Source organism: Nocardioides montaniterrae (genome assembly GCF_054782655.1).
Window position 1 is genome coordinate 100,249 of the sequence record NZ_BAAGSB010000006.1, and the last position, 24,673, is coordinate 124,921.

The 24,673-nt window shown below is 71.8% G+C and carries 20 protein-coding genes and 1 riboswitch; of the genes, 14 read left to right on the plus strand and 6 right to left on the minus strand.

Translation table 11 applies throughout. The features are described 5' to 3' along the window. Positions 1 to 83: 83 nt before the first annotated feature. The 5 genes from obgE (at position 84) to ACYVJ3_RS11190 (ending at position 6,277) form a co-directional block, all read left to right on the plus strand. Positions 84 to 1,658, plus strand: a complete 1,575-nt coding sequence (obgE, locus tag ACYVJ3_RS11170; protein ID WP_460853058.1) for a GTPase ObgE — start codon at positions 84 to 86, stop codon at positions 1,656 to 1,658. Further along, positions 1,651 to 2,772 (plus strand): glutamate 5-kinase, encoded by a 1,122-nt coding sequence (gene proB, locus ACYVJ3_RS11175; protein ID WP_460853060.1) that lies wholly within the window; start codon positions 1,651 to 1,653, stop codon positions 2,770 to 2,772. The genes obgE and proB overlap by 8 nt, the downstream gene beginning before the upstream one ends. Before the next feature lie 215 nt (positions 2,773 to 2,987). Next, positions 2,988 to 4,157 (plus strand): cysteine desulfurase family protein, encoded by a 1,170-nt coding sequence (locus ACYVJ3_RS11180; RefSeq protein WP_460853061.1) that lies wholly within the window; start codon positions 2,988 to 2,990, stop codon positions 4,155 to 4,157. A gap of 15 nt (positions 4,158 to 4,172) precedes the next feature. Further along, positions 4,173 to 5,300, plus strand: a complete 1,128-nt coding sequence (gene mnmA, locus ACYVJ3_RS11185) for a tRNA 2-thiouridine(34) synthase MnmA (RefSeq protein ID WP_460853062.1) — start codon at positions 4,173 to 4,175, stop codon at positions 5,298 to 5,300. Next, positions 5,297 to 6,277 carry a uroporphyrinogen decarboxylase/cobalamine-independent methonine synthase family protein gene (locus tag ACYVJ3_RS11190; protein WP_460853063.1) on the plus strand — a complete coding sequence of 327 codons (981 nt, stop codon included), beginning with the start codon at positions 5,297 to 5,299 and terminating at the stop codon, positions 6,275 to 6,277. Before mnmA ends, ACYVJ3_RS11190 begins: the two co-directional genes overlap by 4 nt. 15 nt (positions 6,278 to 6,292) lie before the next feature. On the opposite strand, the gene ACYVJ3_RS11195 is transcribed toward ACYVJ3_RS11190, so the two are convergent. Both ACYVJ3_RS11195 and ACYVJ3_RS11200 read right to left on the minus strand, forming a co-directional pair. Then, the gene (locus ACYVJ3_RS11195) at positions 6,293 to 7,939 is read right to left on the minus strand and encodes an MFS transporter (RefSeq protein WP_460853064.1); all 1,647 of its coding nucleotides are present in this window, start codon (positions 7,937 to 7,939) and stop codon (positions 6,293 to 6,295) included. Beyond that, positions 7,939 to 8,562 (minus strand): TetR/AcrR family transcriptional regulator, encoded by a 624-nt coding sequence (locus tag ACYVJ3_RS11200; RefSeq protein ID WP_460853065.1) that lies wholly within the window; start codon positions 8,560 to 8,562, stop codon positions 7,939 to 7,941. The genes ACYVJ3_RS11195 and ACYVJ3_RS11200 overlap by 1 nt, the downstream gene beginning before the upstream one ends. 169 nt (positions 8,563 to 8,731) lie before the next feature. On the opposite strand from ACYVJ3_RS11200, the gene ligA reads away from it, so the two are divergent. Beyond that, positions 8,732 to 10,813, plus strand: a complete 2,082-nt coding sequence (gene ligA, locus ACYVJ3_RS11205; RefSeq protein ID WP_460853066.1) for an NAD-dependent DNA ligase LigA — start codon at positions 8,732 to 8,734, stop codon at positions 10,811 to 10,813. On the opposite strand, the gene ACYVJ3_RS11210 is transcribed toward ligA, so the two are convergent. Together ACYVJ3_RS11210 and ACYVJ3_RS11215 are read right to left on the minus strand one after the other, a co-directional pair. Beyond that, on the minus strand, positions 10,814 to 11,545 hold the full coding sequence (locus ACYVJ3_RS11210; protein ID WP_460853067.1) for a hypothetical protein: 732 nt from the start codon (positions 11,543 to 11,545) through the stop codon (positions 10,814 to 10,816). 124 nt (positions 11,546 to 11,669) lie between these two features. After that, positions 11,670 to 13,073: an FAD/NAD(P)-binding protein gene (locus ACYVJ3_RS11215; protein ID WP_460853068.1), complete on the minus strand. Its 1,404-nt coding sequence runs from the start codon at positions 13,071 to 13,073 to the stop codon at positions 11,670 to 11,672. Positions 13,074 to 13,158: 85 nt separating this feature from the next. Here ACYVJ3_RS11215 and gatC point away from each other — a divergent pair, with 85 nt between their 5' ends. The 8 genes from gatC (at position 13,159) to ACYVJ3_RS11255 (ending at position 22,603) form a co-directional block, all read left to right on the plus strand. Next, a complete protein-coding gene (gene gatC, locus ACYVJ3_RS11220; RefSeq protein WP_460853069.1) occupies positions 13,159 to 13,458 on the plus strand; it encodes an Asp-tRNA(Asn)/Glu-tRNA(Gln) amidotransferase subunit GatC in 300 nt (99 codons plus the stop codon). Next, positions 13,455 to 14,960: an Asp-tRNA(Asn)/Glu-tRNA(Gln) amidotransferase subunit GatA gene (gene gatA, locus ACYVJ3_RS11225; protein ID WP_460853070.1), complete on the plus strand. Its 1,506-nt coding sequence runs from the start codon at positions 13,455 to 13,457 to the stop codon at positions 14,958 to 14,960. Before gatC ends, gatA begins: the two co-directional genes overlap by 4 nt. Continuing rightward, the gene (gatB, locus tag ACYVJ3_RS11230) at positions 14,960 to 16,459 is read left to right on the plus strand and encodes an Asp-tRNA(Asn)/Glu-tRNA(Gln) amidotransferase subunit GatB (RefSeq protein ID WP_460853071.1); all 1,500 of its coding nucleotides are present in this window, start codon (positions 14,960 to 14,962) and stop codon (positions 16,457 to 16,459) included. The genes gatA and gatB overlap by 1 nt, the downstream gene beginning before the upstream one ends. 51 nt (positions 16,460 to 16,510) lie before the next feature. Then, positions 16,511 to 16,642, plus strand: a riboswitch (cobalamin riboswitch). A gap of 80 nt (positions 16,643 to 16,722) precedes the next feature. After that, complete coding sequence (locus ACYVJ3_RS11235) at positions 16,723 to 18,225, plus strand: prenyltransferase/squalene oxidase repeat-containing protein (RefSeq protein ID WP_460853072.1); 1,503 nt, start codon at positions 16,723 to 16,725, stop codon at positions 18,223 to 18,225. After that, entirely contained in the window at positions 18,225 to 19,091 is an 867-nt protein-coding gene (locus ACYVJ3_RS11240; protein WP_460853073.1) for a hypothetical protein, read from the plus strand. The genes ACYVJ3_RS11235 and ACYVJ3_RS11240 overlap by 1 nt, the downstream gene beginning before the upstream one ends. Positions 19,092 to 19,104: 13 nt before the next feature. Further along, entirely contained in the window at positions 19,105 to 20,199 is a 1,095-nt protein-coding gene (locus tag ACYVJ3_RS11245; protein WP_460853074.1) for an energy-coupling factor transporter transmembrane component T, read from the plus strand. Continuing rightward, positions 20,196 to 21,794 (plus strand): ABC transporter ATP-binding protein, encoded by a 1,599-nt coding sequence (locus ACYVJ3_RS11250; RefSeq protein ID WP_460853075.1) that lies wholly within the window; start codon positions 20,196 to 20,198, stop codon positions 21,792 to 21,794. Before ACYVJ3_RS11245 ends, ACYVJ3_RS11250 begins: the two co-directional genes overlap by 4 nt. Beyond that, positions 21,791 to 22,603, plus strand: coding sequence for an ECF transporter S component (locus ACYVJ3_RS11255; protein WP_460853076.1), 813 nt, complete (start codon positions 21,791 to 21,793; stop codon positions 22,601 to 22,603). The genes ACYVJ3_RS11250 and ACYVJ3_RS11255 overlap by 4 nt, the downstream gene beginning before the upstream one ends. Here the strand turns inward: ACYVJ3_RS11255 and ACYVJ3_RS11260 are convergent. Both ACYVJ3_RS11260 and ACYVJ3_RS11265 read right to left on the minus strand, forming a co-directional pair. Further along, entirely contained in the window at positions 22,593 to 23,735 is a 1,143-nt protein-coding gene (locus tag ACYVJ3_RS11260) for a PQQ-dependent sugar dehydrogenase (RefSeq protein ID WP_460853077.1), read from the minus strand. The genes ACYVJ3_RS11255 and ACYVJ3_RS11260 overlap by 11 nt on opposite strands. Beyond that, the gene (locus ACYVJ3_RS11265; RefSeq protein WP_460853078.1) at positions 23,732 to 24,655 is read right to left on the minus strand and encodes an alpha/beta fold hydrolase; all 924 of its coding nucleotides are present in this window, start codon (positions 24,653 to 24,655) and stop codon (positions 23,732 to 23,734) included. The genes ACYVJ3_RS11260 and ACYVJ3_RS11265 overlap by 4 nt, the downstream gene beginning before the upstream one ends. Between the last annotated feature and the right edge of the window lie 18 nt (positions 24,656 to 24,673).

The window sequence follows — 24,673 nt, forward strand, 5'->3', positions numbered from 1 at the left end:
TTTTCCGGTGATCGAGTGCCCGACGCGAGAACGTGCGTTGGTGGCATCGAGATCCACACCCGAACAACTGAGAGACTGAACCCATGGCCGTCCCCACCTTCGTCGATCGCGTCTCGCTGCACCTCGCCGCGGGCCGGGGCGGGCACGGCGTGGCGTCGGTCCACCGGGAGAAGTTCAAGCCGCTCGGCGGCCCCGACGGTGGCAACGGTGGCCCCGGCGGATCGATCATCCTCAAGGTCGACCCCGACGTCACCACGCTGCTGGACTACCACCACAGCCCCAAGCGCAAGGCCGAGAACGGCGGCCACGGCGCGGGCGACCGGCGCAACGGCGCCCACGGCTCGGACCTGATCCTCCCCGTCCCGGACGGCACCCTGGTGACCACGCCCCAGGGCGAGGTCATCGCCGACCTCGTCGGTGCCGGCACCGAGCTGGTCATCGCCGAGGGCGGCCGCGGCGGGCTGGGCAACGCCTCCCTCGCCTCCAAGACCCGCAAGGCGCCGGGCTTCGCGCTGCTCGGCGAGCCCGGCGACGAGCTCGAGGTCGTCCTCGAGCTCAAGGTCGTGGCCGACATCGGCCTGGTCGGCTTCCCGAGCGCTGGCAAGTCGAGCCTGATCGCCGCGATCTCCCGTGCCCGGCCCAAGATCGCCGACTACCCGTTCACGACCCTGGTCCCCAACCTCGGCGTGGTCACCGCGGGCGAGACGACGTTCACCGTCGCCGACGTACCCGGTCTCATCGAGGGGGCCGCCGAGGGTCGCGGCCTGGGCCACGACTTCCTGCGCCACATCGAGCGCTGTGCCGCGCTGGTGCACGTGCTCGACACCGCCACCCTCGAGCCCGGCCGCAACCCCGCCGACGACCTCGAGATCATCGAGGACGAGCTGCGTCGCTACGGCGGTCTCGAGGACCGGCCGCGCCTGGTGGCCCTGAACAAGGTGGACGTCCCCGACGGCCGCGACATCTCCTCGATGGTCGTCCAGGACCTGCGCGAGCGCGGCCACCGCGTCTTCGAGATCTCCGCGGTGAGCGGTGAGGGCACGCGTGAGCTGATCTACGCCATGGCCGAGATCGTGCTCGCCGCGCGTGCTGAGCGTGCCGTGGAGAGCACCGAGCGGGTCGTCCTGCGGCCCAAGGGCGTCGACGGCGACGACTTCACCATTACCCAGACGGGTGCCGGATGGCGGGTGCGCGGCACCAAGCCCGAGCGGTGGATCCGCCAGACCAACTTCAGCAACGACGAGGCGGTCGGCTACCTCGCCGACCGGCTCAACCGGCTCGGCATCGAGGAGCGGCTGCTCAAGCTGGGCGCCGTGCCCGGTGACGCGGTCCTCATCGGCGACCCCGAGAACGCCGTCGTCTTCGACTTCAACCCCGGCATCGACGCCGGCGCCGAGAACCTCGCGCGCCGTGGCGAGGACAGCCGCTTCATGGAGGACCGTCCCGCGGCCCAGCGTCGTCGTGACATCCAGGAGAACATGCCCGAGCGCGGCGAGGGCGAGACGCGTGCCGACGTCGCCCGCCGCCTGGACCGCCCCGACGAGTACGGCCCCATGGCCTACGAGATCGGCTCCGAGGACGACCCCGACGTACAGCCCGTGACCGACGACGACGCCTGGCTGGAGGACGACCCCGGCCTGGCGGACGACGATGAGTGAGCTGCGGGAGGCCGTCACCTCCGCGCGGCGCATCGTGGTCAAGGTCGGCTCGTCCTCGCTCACGACCGCCGCAGGTGGCATCGACCCCGACCGGGTGAGCGCGCTGGTGGGCGTGCTCGCGAAGGCGAGGGCCGACGGCGCCGAGATCGTCCTCGTGTCCTCGGGTGCGATCGCCGCCGGATTGTCCCCCCTGCAGATGAAGCGACGTCCGCACGACCTCGCCGCCCAGCAGGCCGCGGCCAGCGTGGGCCAGGGGCTGCTGGTGCACCGCTACACCGAGGAGCTCGCTCGGCACGGCCTCATCGCCGGGCAGGTCCTGCTCACCGTCGACGACGTGACGCGTCGTGCCCACTACCGCAACGCCCACCAGACCGTCGCCAAGCTGCTCGACCTCGGCGTCGTGCCGATCGTCAACGAGAACGACACCGTCGCCACCCATGAGATCCGGTTCGGCGACAACGACCGGCTCGCTGCGCTGGTGGCGCAGATGATCCACGCCGACCTGCTCGTCCTGCTCTCGGACGTCGACGGTCTCTACGACGGCAACCCGGCCCGCGGGGGAGCCACGATGCTGCGCGACGTACGCACCGAGGCCGACCTGGCCGAGGTGAGCATCGGCTCGGCCGGCTCCGCCGGCGTCGGCACCGGGGGCATGGTGACCAAGGTCGAGGCCGCCCGCATCGCGACCGGCGACGGCATCCCGGTCGTGCTGACCTCGGCCACCAACGCCGCCGCCGCGCTGGCCGGTACGCCGATCGGCACGCTCTTCCACGCCACCGGCAAGCGGCGTCCCGCGCGCCTGCTCTGGCTGGCCCACGCGACCGAGCCCAAGGGCACGATCGCGATCGACGCGGGCGCCGCACGCGCGGTCACCGAGCGCGGCGCCTCCCTGCTGGCTGCCGGGATCACCGGCGCGACCGGCTCGTTCGAGGCGGGCGACCCGGTCGACCTGACCGACCCCTCGGGCGTCTCGGTGGCCCGCGGTCTGGTCAACTTCGACGCGGCCGAGGTGCCGCGCCTGCTCGGCAGGTCCTCGCGGGAGCTGCTCGCGGAGTTCGGCGACGGCTACGACCGTGTCGTCGTGCACCGCGACGACATGGTGCTGCTCACCTAGGATCCCTCGCATGAGGATCTCTCGGCCGGTCGCCCTCGTCGCGTCGGCTCGACGAGCCACCCCATCCGCAACCTGACCGTCCCGCGCACGACGGTCCCGGCCAGTGGCGCGATGACCCTGCACGGCAGTGGGAGCGCGGCCGGCTCTCCACGTTGACCGTCGTCCCCTGACGCCCGTCGGGCGCCCGCGACGGGCGCCGTAGGCTGGGCGTCGACATGAGCCGCCCGACCGTCTACCTCGACCACGCAGCGACCACCCCGATGGTGGACGCCGCGATCGAGGCGATGACCCGGCAGCTGCGCGACGTCGGCAACGCCAGCTCGCTTCACGCGTCCGGTCGTCGCGCACGCCGCATCGTGGAGGAGTCGCGCGAGACCGTCGCGCGAGCCCTCGGCTGTCGACCCGGTGAGGTCGTGTTCACCTCGGGCGGCACCGAGGCCGACAACCTCGCGCTCAAGGGGCTGTTCTGGGCCCGCCGGGACGCCGACCCGGGACGCGTGCGGATCCTGTCGACCGCGGTCGAGCACCATGCCGTGCTCGACCCGCTGGTGTGGCTCGAGGAGCACGACGGTGCGGTGGTCGAGCTGGTGCCGGTCGATGCCGACGGACGCCTCGACGTCGCGGCGCTGCGCGCGAGCGTCGAGCGCGAGCCGCAGACGGTCGCCCTGATCAGCGTCATGTGGGCCAACAACGAGGTCGGCACGCTGCAGCCGCTCGACGAGGTGGTCGCCCTCGCCGGCCTCCACGGCATTCCCGTCCACACCGACGCGGTCCAGGCCGTCGGCGCGGTCGCGGTCGACTTCGCCGCCTCCGGTGTCGACGCGCTGTCGCTGAGCGGGCACAAGCTCGGTGGGCCGCAGGGCGTCGGGGCGCTCGTCGTACGCCGCGAGGTCGTGCTCACCCCGCTGCTGCACGGCGGTGGCCAGGAGCGCGACGTACGCTCCGGCACGCTCGACGTTCCCGCCGTCGCCGGCCTCGCCGCCGCGGTCGAGGAGGCCGTGAAGCGGCAGCCCGAGTACGCCGATCGGGTCTCCGCCCTTCGCCAGCGGCTGGTCGACGGGGTGCTGCGCGAGGTCCCCGACGCAGAGCTGAACGGGACCGAGGACCGGCTTCCCGGCAACGTGCACCTGTCCTTCCCCGGCTGCGAGGGCGACTCGCTGCTGATGCTGCTCGACGCCCAGGGCATCGAGTGCTCCACCGGATCGGCCTGCTCCGCCGGCGTGCCCCAGCCCTCGCACGTCCTGCTCGCCATGGGACGCGACAGCGCGACCGCGCGCAGCTCGCTGCGGTTCAGCCTGGGCCACACCACGACCGAGGCCGACGTCGACGCGGTCGTCGCCACCATCGGCGCCTGCGTGCAGCGCGCCCGCGCCGCGCGCGCCTGAGAGCGAGAGGCCGAGATGAGGGTCGTCGCCGCCATGTCCGGGGGAGTGGACTCCGCCGTCGCCGCCGCGCGCGCCGTCGAGGCGGGCCACGACGTCACCGGCATCCACCTCGCGCTCTCGCGCAACCCGAAGAGCTACCGCACCGGCGCACGCGGCTGCTGCACGATCGAGGACAGCAACGACGCCCGCCGGGCCGCCGACGTGATCGGCATCCCGTTCTACATCTGGGACCTCTCCGACCGCTTCCACGCCGACGTGGTCGAGAACTTCATGGACACCTACGCCGCCGGGCAGACCCCCAACCCGTGCCTGCGCTGCAACGAGAAGATCAAGTTCGAGGCCGTGCTCGACCGGGCACTGGCGCTGGGCTTCGACGCCGTCGCGACCGGTCACTACGCGAGCCTGGTGGAGGGACCCGACGGCATCGAGATGCACCGGGCCGTCGACCACGGCAAGGACCAGAGCTACGTCCTCGGCGTGCTCGACGAGCGCCAGCTGCGTCACTCGCTGTTCCCGCTCGGCGACACCCCCAAGGCGCAGGTGCGCGAGGAGGCGGCGCGGCGCGGGCTGCTCGTGGCCGACAAGCCCGACAGCCACGACATCTGCTTCGTCGCCGACGGCGACAACGCCGGCTGGCTGCGCGAGAAGCTGTCGGCCCGCGACGCCACGCTGCCGTCGCTCCGCCCCGGTGCCATCCTCGACGAGGCCGGTGAGCAGGTCGGCGAGCACGAGGGGACCTTCGGCTTCACCATCGGGCAGCGCAAGGGCCTGCGCCTCGGCGTACCTGCCGCCGACGGCAGGCCCCGCTACGTCCTGGACATCTCGCCGGTCGACGCGACCGTCACCGTCGGTCCCCACGACCGGCTCGCGATCGAGGGTCTGGTCGGCTCGCTGCCCCGGTGGTGCGGGGCGTCCCTCGCGACCGGGACCGTCCTCGAGGGCGACCACGTCACCGTCCAGCTCCGCGCCCACGGCGCCGAGCACCGCGCCCGCGTGGTCGTCACCGGCACCGGCGTCGAGGTCGAGCTGCTCGACCCGGCGTACGGCGTCGCGCCCGGCCAGGCCGTCGTGATGTACGCCGGCACGCGGGTCGTCGGGTCCGCCACGATCACCGCGACGCGGCGAGCCGAGGCGAGCGCGTGAGGGCGACCGGTGTCGGGTCGTTCCCGGGCGACGACCAACGCGACTTCGACGAGGCGCTCCGCATCGTCCTCGGCGAGCTCGCCGAGGGGCTGCCGTTCCTGCCCGAGGTCCCCGGCCGCGGCACGCACGCCGGCATGATCGGCCGCACCGTCGGCCTGCTCGGCGAGCTCGACGCCGACCTGCAGCCCAACGGATGGCGCCTCACCGGGACGACCGGTGCGCCCGCCCTCGACCAGCGCCGCGCCCGCAGCCTCCTCGGCCAGGACCTCGACACCCTCGAGGAGCAGGGCCAGGACGTCCGCGGCGACTTCAAGGTCCAGGTCACCGGCCCGTGGACCCTCGCGGCGCTGATGGAGCGCCCGCGCGGCGACAAGGTGCTCGCCGACCACGGCGCGCGCCGTGACCTCGCGCAGGCGCTCGCCGCCGCGGTGGGCGAGCACGTCGCCGACGTACGCCGACGCCTGCCGTACGTCGACCGCGTCGTGCTCCAGCTGGACGAGCCCGCTCTGCCGGCGGTCCTGGACGCTCGGGTCCCGACCGCGTCGGGCTTCGGCAAGCACCGCCGGATCCACCCACCGGAGGCCAGCGAGGCGCTGCAGTGGGTGATCGAGGGCGCCGGGACGGACGTCTGGGTGCACTGCTGCGCGCCGGCCGCCCCGATCGCCCTGGTCCGCGGCGCCGGGGCCCGCGGAGTCATGGTCGACCTGTCATTGCTGCAGGCCGACGACCACGACGCCCTCGCCGAGACGCTCGATGCCGGCGACACGGTGGTGCTGGGCGTCGTACCCACGTCGGGTGCGGTCCCGACGCAGAAGCGGGTCGTCGAGTCGGTCCTGCGCTGGCTCGACATGCTCGGCCTGGACCCCGAGGAGTCCGGTGACCGGTTGTTGGTCTCGCCCGCGTGTGGTCTGGCCGGTGCCGACATGACAACGGCCCGGACCATCCTCGATGTGGTGGTCCGGGCCGCGCGCGGTTGAGCGTTTCGGTGGGGATCAGCCCACGTGCACGCCCTCGGTGCCGTCTGACGCCAGCTCGGTGTGCTTGACGTTCAGGAACGTCCAGATCACGGCCGACGCCAGCACCATCAGGCCACCGGCGACCCAGAAGGCGTGGATCGCGCCGTCGGGGAAGCTGCCCTGGAACAGGGCGAAGTCCAGGAACGAGGTGTTCGTGCCCGGGAGCGTCGCGTGCGGGTCGACCCCGGCCTTGGACAGGCCGGCGGAGACCTGGTCGGTCAGGCCGGACTTCGTGCCGTTGAAGTAGTGCAGCGCGACGGTGCTGAGGGCCGCGACGCCGATGGCGCCGCCGACCTGCTGCATCGTGTTGAGCACGCCGGAGCCGATGCCCGAGTCGGCGGCCTCGATGCGGTGCATCGCGGTCTGCATCATCGGGACGAAGGTCAGGCCCATGCCGATCGACATCATCACGATCCACGGGAAGACGTGGCCCCAGTAGCTGATGTCGGCACCGATCCGCTGCTTCGAACCCACCGCGTTGAGGACGTCGGCGGCCGTGTTGGCGACCGGGATCTGCGTGTACATGAACAGCGCGACGGCGGCCAGCAGGGTGCCCGTCCCGGCGATGAAGCGCGGGTCGATGCGGCCGACCAGGTTGGAGGAGATGGCCGCACCGATCACGATGCCGAACGAGAAGGGCAGGAACGCGAAGCCGGCGTGCAACGAGCTGTAGCCCATGATCACCTGGATGAACTGGCTCAGGTAGAAGAACATCGCCATCATCGCGGCCGGCGCGATCATCATCGCGATGAAGCTGGTCGCGCGGGTGCGGTTGGCGAAGATCCGGATCGGGAGCAGCGGGTGCTCCACGCGGCGCTCGATGGCGACGAACGCGACCAGCAGTGCGATGCCGATGCCCAGCGACGTCAGCGTCTGCCAGCTGTCCCAGCCGTAGGCCTCCTCGCCGGCACGGGAGAGACCGAACACGACGGCCAGCAGACCCAGGGTGCCGGTGATGGCGCCGGGAACGTCGAGCTCGCCGATGTGCTTCTCGGACTCGGCCAGGACACGGGGAGCGAGCGCAGCCGCGATCAGGCCGATCGGGACGTTGATCAGGAAGGTCAGCCGCCATCCCTCGACGTCGAGCCCGAACGCGGAGTTCAGGCCGGTCAGCCAACCGCCGAGGATCAGGCCGATGGCCGCGCCGACGCCGGACATGGTGGCGTAGGCGCCCATCGCGCGGCTGCGCTGCGGACCGGCCGGGAACGTGGTGGTGATGAGGGCGAGCGCCGCCGGAGCGGCGAGCGCGGCACCGACACCCTGCAGGGCACGGGAGCCGAGCAGCATGGTCTCGTTCTGCGCCAGGCCGCCGAGCAGCGAGGCGATCGCGAACGTCGTCAGGCCGGAGATGAACAGCCGGCGGCGACCGTAGAGGTCACCGAGGCGGCCGCCGAGCAGCAGGAGCCCGCCGAAGGCCAGGGCGTAGCCGGTGACGATCCAGGTGAGGTTGGCCTGCGAGATCTTCAGGTCGGCGCCGATGTAGGGCAGCGCGATGTTGGCGATGGTGCCGTCGAGCACCACCATCAGCTGCGCCATCAGGATGAGGACGAGGGCCAGTCCGGCGTGGGCCGGTGCCTTCGTCTCGGCGGGCTCGGTGAGCTCCGCGGTCGTGAGGTCGGTCATCACTTTCCTTGGGTGTGAGGAGGGGTGGAGTGGCCGTGGGTGACGGCCGGAAGGATCACCTGGTCGACGACGCGGGTGATGACGTCCTTGGTCGGCGGCTCGCCGAGCAGGAAGAGGCGGTGGATGAGGATCCCCGGCAGGGCCGGGATGACGATGTCGAGGTCGACGTCGGGACGGATCTCGCCGCGCGCCACTGCGCGCTGGTAGATGGCGAGGTTGGCGGCCGCCTTCGGGGCGATGAAGCGCTCGCGGAACGCCGCGGCGAACTCGGGGTCGCGGCTGATCGCGGTGATCAGGCTGCCCAGGATCGCGGTCTGCTGCGGGTCGGCCATGCCGCCCTCGCCGCAGAAGGTCGAGATCAGGTCGCCGCGCAGCGAACCGGTGTCCGGCTCGGGGTGCTCGTGGCTGCCCTTGGTGTGCACGATCGCATCGATGACGAGGGCGGCCTTGCCCTGCCAGCGCCGGTAGAGCGTCGCCTTCGAGGCCTTGGCGCGGGTCGCGACGGCGTCCATGGTGAGCCGGTCGTAGCCGACGTCGCCGAGGATCTCGATGGTGGCGTCGAAGATCTCCTGCTCACGGTCGCCCTCGACACGGGGTCGGGCGGCGGGGATGAGGCGGGGCATCGGGACTCCGGATCGGTTTGATGGAACGGTACGGTTTCGTTTCCAACGATGGTACGAGGACGTTTCATTCCCGCACCAGCGAGAAAGATCAGAAATCCGAGTGAGGCTGCTCACCCGCGACGGCGAGGGTCCTGCTCCAGGTGTCGGTGCGGCGCGGCAGGATGGGCCCATGAGCGAGGCGCAGGCGCAGCAAGAACACCTCCGGCTGGTCCAGGAGATCGAGGCCGCCTCCGACGCCTACTACCGCGACGGCACCTCGCCGCTCAGCGACGCCGAGTACGACGACCTCCTGCGTGACCTCAGCGCGCTCGAGGAGCAGTTCCCCGCGTTGGTGACCGACGCCAGCCCCACGCGACGGGTGATGGGCAGGGCGTTCACCGACTTCGCGTCGTACGACCACCTCCGCCGGATGGAGTCCCTCGACAACGCCTTCAGCACCGAGGAGCTCGACGCCTGGTTCGACCGCGTGCTGCGCGACACCGGCCGCACGCCCGAGCTGCTCTGCGAGCTCAAGGTGGACGGCCTGGCGATCAACCTGCTCTACACCGATGGCGTGCTCACCCGTGCGCTGACCCGGGGCGACGGCACCACGGGGGAGGACGTCACCCCCAACGTGGCGACGATCGCGGCGGTCCCACGCCGCCTGACCGGGACCCCGGAGTTCCCGGTGCCCGCTCTGGTCGAGGTGCGCGGCGAGGTCTACCTCCCGACGCGGACGTTCGAGGCGATCAACCAGGCCCAGGCCGCCGCAGGCAAGCCCCTCTACGCCAACGCCCGCAACACCGCCGCCGGCTCGCTGCGCCAGAAGGACCCGAAGGTCACCGCCTCGCGCAACCTGACCATGGTCTGTCACGGCATCGGGGAGCGGCAGGGCTTCGAGCCGGCCGCGCAGTCCCACGCGTACGCCGCGCTCGCGGCCTGGGGCCTGCCCACCTCACCCCGCACCCAGGTGCTGGGCTCGGTCGCCGAGGTGCGTGACTACATCTCCTACTGGGGCGAGCACCGCCACGACGAGACCGTCCTCGACCACGAGATCGACGGCGTCGTGGTCAAGGTCGACGACGTCTCGCTGCAGCGCTCGCTGGGCTCGACGTCGCGGGCGCCGCGCTGGGCGATCGCGTACAAGTACCCGCCCGAGGAGGTGCACGCCAAGCTCCTCGACATCCAGGTCAACACCGGGCGCACCGGACGGGTCACTCCGTTCGGCGTGATGGAGCCGACCAAGGTGGCCGGATCCACCGTCGAGATGGCCACGCTGCACAACTTCTACGAGGTCGCCCGCAAGGACGTGCGGCCCGGCGACACGGTCATCCTGCGCAAGGCCGGCGACGTGATCCCCGAGATCCTCGGCCCGGTCCTGGCGCTGCGGCCCGAGGGCCTGCCCGAGTGGGTCGCGCCGACGGTGTGTCCTGCCTGCGGGACCGAGCTGGTGGAGCAGAAGGCGGGCGACAAGGACCGCCGCTGTCCCAACCACCGCGACTGCGAGGCGCAGGTCGTCGAGCGGATCAACCACGTCGCCGGTCGCGGTGCCTTCGACATCGAGGGCCTGGGCTACGAGGCCGCCATCGCGCTGCACCAGTCGGGTGCCGTGGCCAACGAGGGCGACGTGTTCGACCTCGACGAGGCGGCGCTGCAGCGCACCCCGCTGTTCACCCGCGCGCCGAAGAAGGGCGAGGACGGCCCGCAGCTGACCGCCAACGCGCTCAAGCTGCTGGCCAATCTCGACGACAGCTTGGACGTGGCGCTCTGGCGGGTGCTGGTCGGCCTGTCCATCCGGCACTGCGGCCCGAGTGCGGCGCGCGCGCTGGCGACCCGGTTCGGCTCGATGGACGCGATCCGGGCGGCGAGCCCGGCCGAGCTGGCTGACACGGAGGGTGTCGGCTCCGTCATCGGCGAAGCCGTCACCGAGTGGTTCACGGTCGACTGGCACGTCGAGATCGTGGAGAAGTGGGCCGCCGCCGGCGTACGCATGGAGGACGAGCGCGACGCGTCGATCACGCCCACCCTCGAGGGGCTGACGGTCGTGGTGACCGGTGGGCTCGAGGGCTTCACCCGTGACTCGGTCAAGGAGGCGATCATCGCCCGCGGCGGCAAGGCGTCCGGCTCGGTGTCGAAGAAGACCGACTACGTCGTCGTCGGCGAGAACGCCGGTTCGAAGGCCGCAAAAGCTGAAGAACTCGGCCTCACCATCCTGGGTGAGGCCGAGTTCGTCAGGCTGCTCGAGGGCGGACCCTCAGCGCTCGATCAGTGATCAGGAGACGGTGATCGTGCCGTAGGTGCTCTTCAGGAACCCGCGCTTGCCCGGCAGCAGGAAGCGGTACTTGCCCGGGCGGAAGAAGTGCTTGAGGGTTCCGGTCGAGCTCACCGTGACAGCGGTGTTGAAGTGCCAACCGGTGCTGTTGTGCTTCTGGATGGTGACCTTGAGGCCCTGGATGCTGGCGATCGGCGTGATCTTGTAGACGGCCGTGCAACCGCGGTGACCGCAGCTGGAGCTCTTGTACGCCGTGTGGCGGATGACGCCGGCGACGATGTTGTCGTTCGACGCGGCGTAGTTCCACTGCGTGTAGCCGTTGCCGTAGGCGCCGCCGGAGTACTTGGCGTAGAACAGCGTGTTCCGCGTGATCACGTTGGTGCCGTAGTAGGACACGTAGTCCGCGCCGTAGCCGCCCATGCGCTTGAGCGTGGTCCAGGTGTTGCCACCGTCGGTCGACTTGTAGAGCGTGGTGATGCCGCTGCCGCTGACGTAGTTCTTGCCGTCCGAGCAGGCGGCCGAGACGTTGACGTGGACCGACTCGTAGTCGCCCCACTTCACGACCTGGTTCGAGGTGTGGCCGTTGACGTCGACCACGGTCTTCGTCGAGCAGGACACCTGGGTCACGGCGCCGGCAGGCCCGGCGACGGCCACGGAGGTGCCCGCGGCGGCCGCGGTGATGGTGAGGGCCACGAGCGCGGAGCGCAGGCGGCGAGAGGTCGTACGGATCATGTCGGGTGTCCCCCCAAGAAGTTTGATTGCTCCAACTGTTGCCCCCAGGGTTATCCCGCGTGCGCGGGGTGTCAAAACCTCTGGAGCCGGGTTTTCTTCCGTTCTTCGCGCGGTCGTCCGGACATCACGCGGAGTGAGCGATGTGGACCCCCTCACGCAGCAGCACCTGCGTGGCGATCCCGGCTGCCTGGGCGCGGATGTCGACGATCGCCGTCGACTCCCACAGCTCCCCTCGGCGCAGGGCGCCGAGGGTCCAGATCGGGGCCGCCGGCTCGCCTGTCGGCGGGATCAGCAGGCCGTCGCGGGTGGTCAGGCCCAGGCCGGTGGGATCGACGCCGGCGAGCGGACCCGTGGCGCGGTCCTCGCGCAGCAGGTCCTCGATGAGGGGGTTGCCGAGCCGGCGGACGTCGGTGCGTGGGCCGGTGCAGTTGACCACCCAGGCGACCTCGCGCCGGCTGCCGTCGGAGAGCTCGACGTCCAGGACGTCCGGACGCTCCGCCGCACCTTTCACCTGGGCCCTGGCCAGGGTCAGCCGGTCGGCGTCACGCAGCTCGCGGACGGCGTACGCCGACGACGGGGGCATCCGGTGCCGATGGGCGTTCCAGGTGCCGGCGTCCTCGGCGATGAAAGCGGCCCGGTCGGCGGGACTCAACCGGGTCCAGAGCTCGGTGACCTGGTGGCGCAGGCCGTCGACGGCGGGGCGCCAGTCGCCGTACATCCGGAACCCGGTGCTGATGTGGGCGCGGGCGTGCTGCCGGATGCCGCGCAGGCTGCGGCCCCAGTCGGACACGTCGGGGATGGCGGGCGTGACGGGATGCTCGCCGTGCGCCGCCGGCAGTCGCCCCGAGCGCGACACGACGTGCAGGCGGCGACCGGTGTGCCGCAGGCTGAGCGCGACGTCGATGGTGGTCAGGCCGCTGCCGACGAGGAGCACGTCGCCCCGACCGGGGTCGTCGAGGATCCGCGAGATCGCGCCCGGCGCCCACGGGTCGGCGACGAACCTCCGCGACGCCTGCAACGTCGTGGGGGCCCAGTCGGACGTGGCGGAGGGAAGGCCGGTCGCGACCACGAGGGCGTCCGCCGTCAGGTCCTGCCCGTCGTCGGTCGTGACCCGCAGCCAGTCGCCGGTGCGGCGTACGGCCGTCGCGCGGGCGCGGCGGTGGTGGACGGTCCCGCCGTGCAGCGCCACCGAGGTGCGCAGGGTCTCGGCGAGGTACTCGCCGTACACCTGCCGCGGCAGGAAGGAGTACGCCGGCGTGGCGCCGTTGCGCCGCCGGTGCCAGGCCAGGAAGTGACCGGGACGGTCGGGGAAGGCGCCGAGACGGGACGCCGGCACGTTCATCAGGTGCGCGGGGTCGGTGGTCCCGTAGGCGACCCCGCGTCCCCACTGCTCGGTCGGGTCGATCAGCACGATCGACGCCGGGTGGTCGGCGGGGGACTGCTCCAGGAGCTGGATGGCCATCAGGGTCCCGGCCGCACCGGCGCCGACGATCGCGATCTGGGGGAGCGGGCGGCTGGGGGAAGGCACCGTCAAAGAATACTTAAATCATCGACTTAGACAAGTATGGAACGCGGTGCGGCGCGTCGCCGACCGGATCCCTAGGATTGAGCGCATGCCCGAACTCTCCCGAGACGAGGTGCGCCACCTGGCCGACCTCGCCCGGATCGATCTGTCCGATGCCGAGCTCGACCACCTGGCGCCGCAGCTGAACGTGATCCTCGAGTCGGTCGCGTCGATCCAGGGCGTCGCCGGTGACGACGTCGTGCCGACCTCGCACCCGATCCCGATGACCAACGTGTTCCGCGAGGACGTCGTACGCCCCGGCCTGACGCCCGAGCAGGCGCTGTCGGGCGCGCCCGCGGCGGAGGACGACAAGTTCTCCGTGCCGAGGATCCTGGGGGACGAGCAGTGATCCACCAGACCGCAGCCGAGCAGGCCGCCGCCCTCGCCGCCGGAGAGGTGACCTCCGTCGAGCTGGTGCAGGCGCACCTCGACCAGATCGCCGCCACGAACGGCGACCTCAACTCCTTCCTCCACGTCGACGCCGACGGTGCGCTCGCGCAGGCCCGTGCGTCGGACGAGCGTCGCGCCGCCGGTACGCCGCTGCACGAGCTCGACGGCGTGCCGATCGCGATCAAGGACGTCCTCTGCACCGAGGGCCTGCCGACCACGGCCGGCTCGAAGATCCTCGAGGGCTGGATCCCGCCGTACGACGGCACGGTCACCGCGCGCATCCGCGCGGCAGGCCTGCCGATCCTGGGCAAGACCAACATGGACGAGTTCGCCATGGGCTCGGCCAACGAGAACTCGGCGTACGGCCCGGTCGCCAACCCGTGGTCGCTCGACCGGATCCCCGGTGGCTCGGGCGGTGGCTCCGCCGCGGCGGTCGCGTCCTTCCAGGCCCCGCTGGCGATCGGCTCCGACACGGGCGGCTCGATCCGCCAGCCCGGCGCCATGACCGGCACGGTCGGCGTGAAGCCGACGTACGGCTCGGTGTCGCGGTACGGCGTGATCGCGCTGGCCAACAGCCTCGACCAGCTCGGTCCCGTGACGCGCACGGTCCTCGACGCCGCGCTGCTGCAGGAGCTCATCGGCGGGCACGACCCGCTGGACTCGACGTCGGTCCCGACGCCGGTGACCGGGCTGGTCTCGGCTGCCCGCGAGGGTGCCGCTGGCGACCTCTCCGGCCTGCGGGTCGGCGTGGTCAAGGAGCTCCAGGGCGACGCGTGGAGCGCCGACGTCGTCGAGCGCTTCGACGAGTCGATCGAGGTCCTGCGCGGCCTCGGCGCCGAGGTCGTGGAGGTCTCGCTGCCGAGCTTCGTGCACGCGATGGCGGCGTACTACCTGATCCTGCCGGCCGAGTGCTCCTCGAACCTCGCGAAGTTCGATGCCATGCGCTACGGCCTTCGGGTCACGCCGGACGGCTCGCCGTCGGCCGAGGACGTCATGCGCGCCTCGCGCGACGCGGGCTTCGGCGACGAGGTCAAGCGGCGCATCCTGATCGGCACCTACGCGCTCTCGAGCGGCTACTACGACGCCTACTACGGCCAGGCCCAGAAGATCCGCACGCTGATCATCGAGGACTTCACGAAGGCCTTCGAGTCCGTCGACGTGCTGGTCTCGCCGACCGCGCCGTCGACCGCGTGGCCGATCGGGGAGAAGGCCGACGACCCGCTGGCCAACTACCTGCAGGACCTCGCCACCATCCCGGCCAACCTGGCCGGCGTACCTGGCATCTCGGTCCCCTCCGGTGTCTCGTCCGTCGACGGGCTGCCCACGGGCATCCAGTTCCTGGCGCCGGTGCTCGAGGACGCCCGCCTCTACCGCGTCGGTGCGGCGCTCGAGGCGGCGTTGATCAGCAAGTGGGGCGCCCCGATCGCCCCGTCGGCGTACGTCTCGAAGGAGAGCAACTGATGAGCGACGTGCTGGTCGACTTCGACGACGTGATCGCGGCGTACGACCCGGCGATGGGCCTGGAGGTCCACGTCGAGCTGAACACCAACACCAAGATGTTCTGCGGCTGCCCGACGGAGTTCGGCGCCGAGCCCAACACCCAGGTCTGCCCGACCTGCCTGGGCCTGCCGGGTGCGATGCCGGTGGTCAACGGCAAGGCCGTCGAGGGCGCGATCCGGATCGGTCTCGCGCTGAACTGCGAGATCGCCGAGTGGTGCCGCTTCGCCCGGAAGAACTACTTCTACCCGGACATGCCGAAGAACTTCCAGACCTCCCAGTACGACGAGCCGATCGCGTTCGAGGGCTTCATGGACGTCGAGGTCGACGGGGAGACGTTCCGGGTCGAGATCGAGCGCGCCCACATGGAGGAGGACACCGGCAAGTCCACCCACGTGGGTGGCACGACCGGCCGGATCCACGGCGCCGACTACTCGCTGGTCGACTACAACCGCGCCGGCATCCCGCTGATCGAGATCGTCACCAAGCCGATCCTCGGCGCGGGGGAGAAGGCCCCGGCCATCGCGAAGGCGTACGTCGCCCAGCTGCGCGACCTCATCGTCGCCCTCGGTGTCTCCGACGCCCGCATGGACCAGGGCTCGATCCGTGCCGACGTGAACCTCTCGCTCTCGCCGAAGGGCTCCGGGGTGCTGGGGACGCGGTCCGAGACCAAGAACGTGAACTCGCTGCGCTCGGTCGAGCGCGCGGTGCGCTTCGAGATGTCGCGCCACGCGGGCATCCTCGACGCCGGCGGCAAGGTCCTGCAGGAGACGCGGCACTTCCACGAGGCGGACGGCACCACGTCGTCGGGCCGCGAGAAGTCCGACGCCGAGGACTACCGCTACTTCCCCGAGCCGGACCTCGTGCCCGTGGCTCCGTCGAGGGAGTGGGTCGAGGAGCTCCGCGGCACGCTGCCGGAGAACCCGACCGAGAAGAAGATCCGTCTGCAGGCCGAGTACGGCTTCACCGACCTCGAGATGCGTGACGTCTGGGCCGCCGGTGCGTTGCCGCTGATCGAGGCGACGGTGATCGCCGGTGCTTCGCCGCAGGCCGCTCGCAAGTGGTGGGTCGCCGAGCTGCTGCGACGTGCCAACGACGCGTCGGTCGAGCTGGCCGAGGTCGGCGTCACGCCGGCCCAGGTCGCCGAGGTCCAGGCGCTCATCGACGCCAAGACCATCAACGACAAGCTCGCCCGCTCGGTCTTCGACGGCCTCATCGCCGGCGAGGGCACGCCCTCCGAGGTGATCGAGAAGCGTGGCCTGGCGATGGTCTCCGACGACGGCCCGCTCATCGCTGCCATCGATGACGCCCTCGCCGCCCAGCCCGACGTCGCCGACAAGATCCGCGGCGGCAACATGGGCGCCATCGGCGCGATCATCGGTGGCGTCATGAAGGCCACCCGTGGCCAGGCCGACGCCGCCCGCGTTCGGGAGCTGATCCTGGAGAAGCTCGGGGTCAGCTGACCCACCCGGACGGTTTCAGCGCTCCCCGCTGGCCGGGATACCCTGCAGGAACACATCAACCAAGTCCGTGGTGGGGGAAGCCGGTCTGAATCCGGCGCTGACCCGCAACCGTGGGCCGCGTCCTCGCCGTTCGGGCGGGCGGACGCGGCGAGCCGGAGCACCTGGCACGGGACTTACCTGACATCACGCTGTCGTGGAACACGGCGGGTCGGGGCCGGCCGCCGAGCCGTCCACCTCCCGCCGACGCAGCGGGAAGGAACCACATGTCTCTGCGTCCTTGGGGGAAGTACGTCGCCGCTGGTGTCTCCAGCGCCGTGCTGGCCGCCGGTCTGTCCTTCGTCGCCCCGCCCGCGAACGCCGCCACGGCTCCGTCGCCCGATGCCGCCGCGATCTCGTGGCTGACCCAGCAGCTCGGCAGCGACAACCTGGTCAACGGCGACCTCGGCACGACCATCGACTTCGGCACCGCCCTCGCCGGCCTCAACGGATCGCAGGCGACCCTCGACCGGATCAAGTCCGCGGTCGACGCCGGTGTCGGCGGCTACGTGATCGGTGATGGCACCGACGGTGTCAACGCGGCGCAGGCCGCTGTCTTCTACGACTCGGTGGGCGTCGACCCGACGACGGTCGACGGCAACCTCGTCGCCAAGGTGGAGGCGGCGACGGACGACTCGACCGGAATGGTCAAGGCGCAGTACGGCTACGAGGGCGGTTGGTCGCAGGCGCTCGGTGTCCGCGCGCTCGTCGCGGGCGACAGCTCGGAGGCGAGCACGGCCCTCAACTACCTGCTCGGCATGCAGTGCGCATCGGGCGGCTGGAGCGACACGACGTGCTCGTACGCCGCCGACCCGGACGACACCGCCGACGCCCTCTTCGCGCTGTTCCCGATGCAGGGCACGGGCAACGCCGCGGTCGACGACGCGATCACCCGAGGCGTGTCCGCGCTCGCTGCGAGCCAGAAGGCCGACGGGGGCTTCGACCCGAGCTGGGGCGAGAACGCCAGCTCGACGGGTCTCGCCGCGCAGGCCCTCGCGGCCGGCGGCCGGACCGCCGCTGCGCAGAAGGCCGCCGTCTGGCTGCGCGCGCACCAGATCGCGGGCTCGCCGTGCGACGGCAAGCTCAGTGGCGACGGTGGCGCGGTGGGCTACACTTACACGGTCATCGCCAACGGTGCCGCCGACGGCATCGCTGCCGACAGCGGTGCCAAGTACGACTGGTTCAACACCTCGATCCAGTCGTTCCCCGCCCTCGTGAACGCGCCGGCTGCGACCGGCGGCAGGTGGATCGACACCCCGAGCTGGGCCAAGGCCGGCTCGACGGTCAAGGCGACGGCCAAGAACCTGGCCGCCGGCCAGCGGGGCTGCCTCTCGATCGCGGGCAAGAACCTCACCGTGATCGGTGGCGGCATCACGGCCGGTTCGTTCACCTACCCGACCGGCACCAAGAACCGCACTGCGGTCCTCCGCGTGACGGGTTCCTCCGTCACGAAGACCGTGTTCGTCCTCGCCCCGAAGACCCTCAAGGTCACGGCCGGCTCCGCGCGCGTCGCCAAGGGCGGCAAGGAGCGGATCACCGTGTCCGGGCTGCACGCCGGCGAGGCGGTCCGCCTGAAGTACAAGGGCGTCGTCGTGGCCAAGGGCCTGGCGACCTCGACGGGCACCTTCACCCGTCGGATCAGCGTCGGCCGCACCGCCGGTGCCAAGACGGTCTACGCGTTCGGCCGCTTCACCACCCGCAAGGGCCACGTCGGCTTCACGGTTCGCTGATGCGGCGTACGAGCATCGCCGTCAGCCTGGTCGCCGCGCTCGTCGCGGCGGCCGGGCTGGTCGGCATCTCGGGAACCGCGGCCCGGGCCGCGGCCGGCTGCGCCTACGACACCGGGGTGGTCGTCGTCGTCGACTACAACGGCCTGGGCGGCAACCAGGAGCGCAAGGGCTGCGACCCGGTCGACGGGCACTACGCCGAGACCAACTTCAACAAGGCCGGCTTCACGCTCGGGGAGCTGCAGTCCGGCGGCATGCAGGGATACGTCTGCACCATCAACGGCTTCCCGACCGACCACCAGTGCACCGGCGCCGACAGCTACTGGAGCCTCTGGGTCGCTGACGGCAAGGGCGGCTCCTGGGGCTATTCCGGTCAGGGCGTCGGGTCGCTGAAGGTCCCGCCGGGCGGGTACGTCGCCTTCTCGTGGCACCAGGGCTCCGGCTCGGCCACACCGCCCGACGTCGCGCCGACCGCGCGCGCCGCGAAGCCGACCCCGACCCCTGCGCCGGTCCCCACCCCGAAGCCGACCCACCAGCCGACCGGGACGCACCACGCGGCCGCGCCTCCCTCGGTCGCGGCGAGCACCGCGCTGCCGACGCAGGCGGTCCCGTCCGACAGCGCGAGCCCTTCGGCCAGCCGTTCGCCCAAGGCGTCGAAGAAGGCCCACGTCGAGACACCGGTACCCCTCCCGAGCGACACCACCCTTCCCTCGATCCTTCCCTCGATCGACACGATCCAGGCCGGCCCGCCGACCAGCGGCGGCGACGGCAAGGGCGATGCCACCACGACCTGGTTGGCGATCGCGGCCGGGGTGCTCGTGGTCGGTGCTGCCGCGCTCGTGCCGATCCTGCGTCGCCGCAAGGGCTGAGGCTGACCCGAGGATGGTGCGTGTGCCTCGCGACCTGCATCCGATGGCCTGGTGGTGCTGGGCCATCGGGCTCGCGGTGTTCGCGTCGTGCACGACCAACCCGGTGCTGCTGCTCCTGCTGATCGCGGCCGCGACCCTGACCGTGCTGACGTGTCGCTCGGACGGCCCGTGGGTGCGCTCCTTCCGGCTCTACCTGTGGCTCGCACTGTGGGTGGTGCTGATCCGGATCGGGTTCCGGATCGTTCTCGGCAGCGACGCCCCGGGCCACACGCTGCTGTCCCTGCCGCAGATCCCGCTGCCGTCCTGGGCCGCCGGCATCACCCTGCTCGGAGCCTTCACCCGCGAGGAGCTGGTCGCGGCGGTCGACGAGGGGCTGCGGCTCGCGGCGATCCTGGTCGCGGTGGGTGCGGCCAACGCGCTCGCCAACCCCAAGCGCCTCATGAAGTCGCTGCCGCCGGCCCTCTACGAGATCGGCACTGCGCTGGTCGTCTCGATCACCGTCATCCCGCAGCTCGCCGACAGCGCCCGCCGAGTGCGCGCGGCCCAGGCCCTTCGCGGCGGTCCGGCGGGTCGGTTCCACCGCATCCGAGGCGTACGTCGCCTCCTCGTCCCGATCCTCGAGGACGCGTTCGAGCGGTCGCTGGCGCTCGCCGCAGGCATGGACGCCCGCGGCTACGGCCGTGCCGGCGACGCCACGCCGCAGCAGCGACGGGTGACCGGCGCGCTGATGATCGCGGGCCTGCTCGGCGTGTGCGCGGGCGTGTACGCCCTGCTCGACCGCACCGCTCCACGGGTCCTCGCCTGGCCGATGCTCACCCTCGGCGTCGCCCTGGCTGTCGTCGGCTTCGTGCTCGCGGGTCGCCGCGTGCGCCGTACGCGCTATCGCGCCGACTCCTGGACCGCTCCGGAGATCCTGGTCGCCCTCTCGGGCGTCGCCGTCGGCATCGGCGGCTGGGCCGTGCGGCACCTCGACTACGCCACCGCGCAGCCGGACATCGGCTCCTGGCCGCAGGTCACCCTGGCCGCGGTGGCGGTCGTGGCCGTCGCCCTGGCGCCGGTGTGGGTCGCCCCGCCGCCGCTGCGCCGGCTGGCAGGAGCGGCCGCATGATCGACCTGCGCTCCATCACGCTGACGTACGCCGACGCGTCCCGCCCCGTCCTCGACGGGATCGACCTGACCATCGAGGCGGGCGAGCTCATGGTCCTGGCCGGCCCGACCGGCGTCGGCAAGTCGAGCCTGCTCGGTGTGGTCGCCGGCCTGGTGCCCGGGTTCACGGGCGGCCGGCTGACCGGCGACGTGCTCCTCGACGGTGTCTCCATCATCGAGCGTCCGGCCCGCGAGCGGGCGCACGCGGTCGGCTTCGTCGGCCAGAACCCGCCGGCCTGGTTCGTCACCGACACGGTCGAGGAGGAGCTGGCGTTCGGGATGGAGCAGCTCGGCCTGGCGCCCGCCACGATGCGCCGTCGCGTCGAGGAGACGCTGGACCTGCTCGGCATCGCCGACCTGCGCGGGCGTGACCTGCGCACGCTGTCCGGCGGCCAGCAGCAGCGCGTCGCGATCGGCTCGGTGCTCACCACCCACCCGCGCCTGCTGGTGCTCGACGAGCCGACATCCGCGCTGGACCCGACCGCCGCCGAGGACGTCCTCGCCACGATGACCCGGCTGGTCCACGACCTCGACGTCTCGGTGCTGGTCGCTGAGCACCGCCTCGAACGGGTGGTGCCGTTCGCCGACCGGATGGCCGTGCTCGACGGCTCGGGCGCGCTCCGCGTCGGCGAGCCGCAGGCGATCCTGCGCGACAGCCCGGTCGCGCCGCCGCTGGTCGAGCTCGGCCGCCTCCTCGGCTGGGACCCTCTGCCGCTCACCGTCCGCGAGGCACGGCGCAAGCGCCTCGAGCTGGCGCCTCGTCTCACTGAGAGTGACCCAGAGGTCACTCTCAGTGAGACGACGCAGGTCCGGGGGCTCACCGTCCTCCACGGACGTACGCCGGCCCTGCGCGACGTCGACCTCGAGCTGACCGCCGGCACGGTGACCGCCCTCATGGGGCGCAACGGCGCCGGCAAGTCGACGCTGCTCTGGGCCCTCCAGGGCCGGCACGCACCGGCCTCGGGCACGGTCCGGATCAACGACCAGGACCCCGCGCGCCTCAAGCCCGCCGGGCGTCGTGCCGTCGTCGGGCTGGTCCCGCAGACGCCCGCCGACCTGCTCTACCTCGAGACCGTCGCGCAGGAGTGCGGGGCCGCCGACCAGGCGACCCACGCCGCGGCCGGCACGTGCGCCGAGCTGCTGGACACGATCGCGCCCGGCATCGACCCGACGATGCACCCCCGCGACCTGTCCGAGGGCCAGCGCCTCGCCCTCGCCGTCGCGATCGTGCTCACCGACGCCCCTCCGGTCCTGCTGCTCGACGAGCCGACCCGTGGCCTGGACTACGCCGCCAAGCGGGCCCTGACCGGTGCGCTGCACCGCCTGACCGCCGAGGGCCGCACCGTCCTGGTCGCCACCCACGACGTCGAGTTCGTCGCGCAGGTGGCCGACCGGGTCGTCGTGCTCGCGGACGGCGAGGTCGTGTCGTCCGGTCCGGTCCAGCAGGTCATCGCGGAGAGCCCGGCGTTCGCGCCCCAGGTGAGCAAGGTGCTCGGCCCCGACTGGCTCACGGTCGACGACGTCGCCGCAGCGCTGCGCCACGGCGGCGACGGGTGAACGCGGTCCCCGTCCGGCTCCGCTCTGCGCTGGTGCTCACCCTGGTCAGCGCGATCGGGCTGATGATGCTCGGCTGGCCGTTGATCCTCCGCGTCGACCCGACGTCCACCCGCGTCGATCCACCGTTCCTGTTCCTCCTGCTGCTGCCGCTGCTGCTCGCCGTCGTCCTCGCCGAGCTCTCCGAGGGAGGCATGGACTCGCGCGTCCTGGCCATCCTCGGCGTGCTCAGTGCGGTCAACGCGGTGCTGCGCGGTGCCAGCGCCGGTACGGCCGGGATCGAGCTGGTCTTCTTCCTGCTGATCCTCGGCGGCCGCGTGTTCGGCCCGGGCTTCGGCTTCGTCCTGGGCTGCACCAGCCTGGTGGCCAGCGCGATGCTCACCGCCGGCGTCGGTCCGTGGATGCCGTTCCAGATGCTCTGCGCCGGTTGGGTCGGCCTGGGCGCGGGCCTGCTTCCGCGGCGCGTCACCGGTCGCGGCGAGGTCGTGATGCTGGTGGCGTACGGCGTCCTCGCGGCCTACCTCTACGGCCTGCTGATGAACCTGTGGGGCTGGCCGTTCATCGCCGGCATCCAGGTGCCCGGTCAGGACAGCTCCGACCTCAGCTACGTCCCCGGTGGTGGGCTCGGCGAGAACCTGCACCGGTTCGTGGTCTACACCCTGCTGACCTCGACCGGTGGCTGGGACACCGGACGCGCCCTCACGAACGCGCTGGCCATCGCGCTGCTCGGACCTGCGGTGCTCACCACGCTGCGGCGCGCGGCCCGCAAGGCGCGCGTCGAGCGCACCGACGGCCCTCCGGTCAGGGCCTGATCAGCAGGATCTGGTCGACGGCCCTGGCCGACTTCTTCTTGGCCTTCGCGTTGTCGGTGGCCAGCCACAGGCGCCCATCGGGGGAGAGCCCGACGGCCCGGAGCGCGCCGTACGTGCTCTTGGCCCCGTCGTGGAAGTACGGCGTGGTGTCGCCGGCCTCGCCGCCCTCGACCCGGATGCGCCAGAGGTCCTGTCCGTTGACGCCGCTGAGCCAGAGGTAGCCGCCGGCGAAGCTCAGGCCGCCCGGGGTGGCGCGCCCGGGGGACCAGGTGACGGAGGGACGCACGAACTTCTTCGGGCCGCCCTCGCCCTCGTGGCGCGGCCAGCCGGCGTTGTCGCCGGGCATGATCCGGTCGAGCTCGTCCTGGGTCGGCCCGGCGTCGGTCGCCCAGAGCTGGCCGTCGCCGTCGAAGGCCAGGCCGAGGACGTCGCGGAAGCCGCTGGCCCAGGCGATGTTGCCCTTGGGGTTGCCCGGGGCCGCCTTGCCGTCGGGGCCGATCCGCAGGATCTTGCCGGCCAGCGACTTGGGCGCCTGCGCGGCGGCCGGGTGGCCCGCATCGCCGGTGCCGATGTAGAGGTAGCCGTCGGCGCCGAAGCGCAGCGAGCCGCCGTTGTGCGTCGCGCCGTGGGGGATGCCGGTGATGAGGTCCGAGCCCTGGCCGAGGCCGGCGTCGGTGAGCGGCATCCGGACGACGCGGTTGTCCTTGTGGGTGCTCTCGTAGAAGTACAGCGACTGGTCGTCGACGAAGGAGGGGGACACGGCGACGCCGAGCAGGCCGCCGTCGCCCTTGAAGTCGAGGTTCTGGATGCGACCCAGGTCGGTGACGGTGCCCTTGCTCTGGCCAGGGGCCGGAGGCGTGATCAGCAGGACCCGGCCGGTGGTGCGCTCGGTGACGACCGCGACGCCGTTCGGCAGGAAGTCCAGGCCCCACGGGTTCGTGAGTCCGGTCGCGGCGGTGCCGACGACGTCCGGGATGCCGTCGAAGGTCTCGGGCACGGAGTTCGAGTCGGTCGGGACGGCCGTCATGGAGGGCTCGACGTGGACGCTCACCTCGTTGCCGCCCTGGCTGCAGCCGGTCGCGGTGAGGGCGAGCGCGGTGAGCGCGGCGAGCGCTCCGAGGCGGCGCCTCATGCCTCGACCTTGGCGAGGAAGTCCATCAGCAGGCCGTGCACGTGCTCGGGCTTCTCCAGCTGGATGAAGTGGGAGCCCTGCAGCTCGAAGAAGTCGGCGTCCTCGACCCGCTCGGCGGCCGAGGCCATGTCGCGCGAGCCGGCCAGGATGTCCCAGCTGGCGGCCACGAACCGGCACGGCACCTTGATCGAGCTCAGCGAGACCCGGGCGTGCTTGGACGTCGAGATGGCCAGGTGGGCGTACCACTCGACGGGGGTGGTCAGGAACTCGCTCAGGCCCAGGGCGGTCGCCTCCGGGTCGGCCACCGGGAACATGAAGCCGGAGTGCGAGATCAGCCGCACCGCCCTCTCGCCGATCGGCAGGTGGGTGGTGATCGGGGTGACCAGCCTCCCGGCGTACTTGGCGATCCGGCAGGCGTTGACCGTGAGCGTGCGCGCGACGACGTGCGGCAGGTGCAGCGGGCCGAGCATCGTGCCGAAGGTGTCGCCGGGTACGCCGCACACGGCGAACAGGCCGCTGACGCGCTCGGGGTGGAGGTAGGCGAGCTCGAACATCGTGTTGACGCCCATCGACCAGCCCATCAGGACCGCGCGGTCGATGCCGAAGTGGTCCATCACGGACAGGCCGTCCTCGACGAAGTGCTCGATCCGGACGCGCCGCTTGTCCTTGGGACGCTCCGAGCCGCCGACACCGCGGTGGTTCCAGGACACGACGCGGACGCCGCACGTGGGGTCGAGCAGCTTGGGCCACAGGTAGGGGTTGGTGCCGAGCCCGTTGCACAGGACCACGGTCGGGCCGTCGATCAAGCCGTCGGGGTCGTTGGTCCACGCCCGCAGGACCGTGCCGTCGTCGGAGAGGACGTCGCGGAACGCGAGGTGCGTGCTCTCCGCCTGATCCGCGCGCGCGGGTTCGATGGCCATGGATGGATTGTGCCGGAC